At 40.2% G+C, this 2428-nt stretch carries 2 protein-coding genes and 1 pseudogene; 2 read left to right on the top strand and 1 reads right to left on the bottom strand.

The genetic code is table 11. From position 1 onward, the window contains the following. The first annotated feature begins 155 nt into the window (after positions 1–155). On the top strand, positions 156–899 hold the full coding sequence (gene fabG, locus VNZ46_RS26480; RefSeq protein ID WP_316835907.1) for a 3-oxoacyl-[acyl-carrier-protein] reductase: 744 nt from the start codon (positions 156–158) through the stop codon (positions 897–899). Positions 900–901: 2 nt separating this feature from the next. Here fabG and VNZ46_RS26485 read toward each other — a convergent pair whose 3' ends face one another. After that, positions 902–1639 (bottom strand): L,D-transpeptidase family protein, encoded by a 738-nt coding sequence (locus tag VNZ46_RS26485; RefSeq protein ID WP_325564232.1) that lies wholly within the window; start codon positions 1637–1639, stop codon positions 902–904. A 97-nt stretch (positions 1640–1736) separates the two neighbouring features. Here VNZ46_RS26485 and VNZ46_RS26490 point away from each other — a divergent pair. After that, a pseudogene (locus VNZ46_RS26490) lies at positions 1737–2428 on the top strand (hypothetical protein); the annotation flags it as partial.

Consider the following 2428-nt stretch of genomic DNA (forward strand, 5'->3'; position numbering starts at 1 on the left):
ACCAAACATTTATAATGAAACCATCATGGGTTTACACTCACAAAACACTATGAACCGAGCTTTAGCGAGGTCTTGAACACAGAAATCAAATAGATGTTAGTGAAAAATATAAACTCATGACAGCTTCATCACCGATAAACAACAAATATATACTGATGAAATTACTAGAAGGAAAAACAGCACTGATTACTGGTGCTTCTAAAGGAATAGGCCGCAAGATAGCGGAAAAGTTTGCTGAGCAGGGTGCTCACGTAGCATTTACTTATTTGTCTTCTGTTGAAAAAGGAGAAGCTCTGGAGCAGGAATTAAAAGCATATGGTACAACCGTTAAAGGTTACCGTTCGGATGCTTCTAAATTTGACCAGGCAGAAAAACTGATCAGTGATATTGTAGCAGACTTTGGAACAGTTGATATTGTGGTCAACAATGCAGGAATTACCAAAGACGGTTTGCTGATGCGGATGAGCGAAGAAAACTGGGATGAAGTAATTGACGTGAACCTGAAGTCTGTATTTAACATTACCAAAGCTGCTTCTAAAATCATGATGAAAAACCGTAAAGGTGTTTTTGTGAACCTGAGTTCAGTGGTTGGTGTACAGGGAAATGCAGGACAGGCCAACTATGCCGCTTCTAAGGCAGGAATTATCGGATTCTCTAAATCAGTAGCTAAAGAATTGGGCTCCAGAAATATCAGGACCAATGTTGTTGCCCCAGGCTTTATCCGTACCGAAATGACAGATGTACTGGACCCTAAAGTGGTGGAAGGATGGGAGCAAGGCATTCCCTTGAAAAGAGCGGGAGAAACAGAGGACGTTGCAAACGTATGTCTGTTCCTGGCTTCGGATATGAGCGCTTATGTAACCGGACAAGTATTGTCGGTTTGTGGGGGTATGCTGTAATTCTAGGTTTTAATTATATAGCCCTCGTTTGTAGTTTCTACAACCGGGGGCTTTTTATGCCTGATGAAATAGGTATATCCCTGCTGTAAATTTGTCCAGAACGATTTTTGCTGCGGATACAATGATAATTTTGATTTCACATTTTCATTAGTCATACGGAAAGGATAGATAGATACCGGAATCTCCTTCTGTCCGGCATTCCGTGCTTCTGTAGCTAAAACATAAACTTCCTTAATCTTATCGTCAGTTAAGGGAATGCATCCAACAGTCACTTGGTTTCCATGAATATAGATATCGCCTCCTGGATTATTTTTACCACTTCTGAAAAGATCTGCCTGGTTTGGGTAATTGACGCCTAAAGACAGATAAAAATTGCTCTGCGGATTAAAGGCATTTATGGCATAATAACCCTCTGGTGTCTGGAGGTCACCCTCCTTGATTTTAGGACCGAGTTTACCCGAACGTGCACTAAAGTCGTAACTTTTGAACAAGGCGTAAGCAGGCTGGTTTTTATTTTTTAACCAAATCTCCAGTTTTCCTTCATCTTTATAGGCAACAATATACATCTGGAACTCTTCTTTAATACCCTTCATCTTTAAATCCTTTTTCAGGCCATCCCATTTATCAGTATAGGCAGTTTTTACCCTTTCAAAGCTAAGTTGCTGTTGCTTAAAATTGTTTTGTGCAAATAAAGTACCCGACATGCTAAGGAGAAATATAATTTTAAACGTAATATTCATGGAATGCCTATTTATGTTTCCAAGTTACATTCAAATTTTTAAAATTTTAGCATCTTTACCCTAATGACTGTTTAATTTTTAAACAGAATCTGATACTATGGGGAACTCTTTTCATTTACAGGATTTGCTGATGCTTATGTGCTGCCTGATCGCGGGAGGACTCCTGGCCTGGCTGTTATACGGGAAAACTAAATCGCTGAGCCCTAAGTTGCGCATTTTTCTTGCTGCTGTACGTGGATTAGGACTGGCACTGATCTTATGGATCCTTTTTGCGCCATTGGTTAAACGGATTTCCTATATCCTGGAAAAGCCGGTTATTGTGATTGCCCAGGACAACTCTTTGTCCGTTGGACATATTGAACCCCCTGGATTTGTAAAAAAGAAATACGAGCAAGATCTGAAACAACTTGCAGATCAACTTGCCGATGCTTATGACGTAAGAGTATACAACTTTAGCGACCGGGTAGCTAGGGGTTTTGATTTCTCCAACAAAGGGAAATTGACAAATGCTACGGCCTTAATAGACAAACTGAATGATGAATTCCTGAACAGGAATGTTGGGGCAGTCATTTTAGCAACAGATGGAATTTTTAACCGGGGCGGAAACCCGGTCTACGCCGTCGGCAAACTAAAAGCGCCAATGTATACCATTGCTCTTGGAGATACAATTCCAAAGCGGGATGTCCTTATTGCGAATGTGAATTACAACAATATGGTTTACCTGGGTAATGACTTTACTGTAGATGTACAGGTACAAGCCTTTGAAAGCAAAAATGAACCACTGATACT

This window comes from Pedobacter sp., assembly GCF_035566355.1.
Taxonomy (GTDB): Bacteria; Bacteroidota; Bacteroidia; order Sphingobacteriales; family Sphingobacteriaceae; genus Pedobacter.

What these genes read in the sequence shown, in the direction of transcription:
- fabG (WP_316835907.1), top strand. Translation starts at nt 156, where the DNA reads ATGAAATTACTAGAAGGAAAAACAGCACTGATTACTGGTGCTTCTAAA.
- VNZ46_RS26485 (WP_325564232.1), bottom strand. Translation starts at nt 1,639, where the DNA reads ATGAATATTACGTTTAAAATTATATTTCTCCTTAGCATGTCGGGTACT.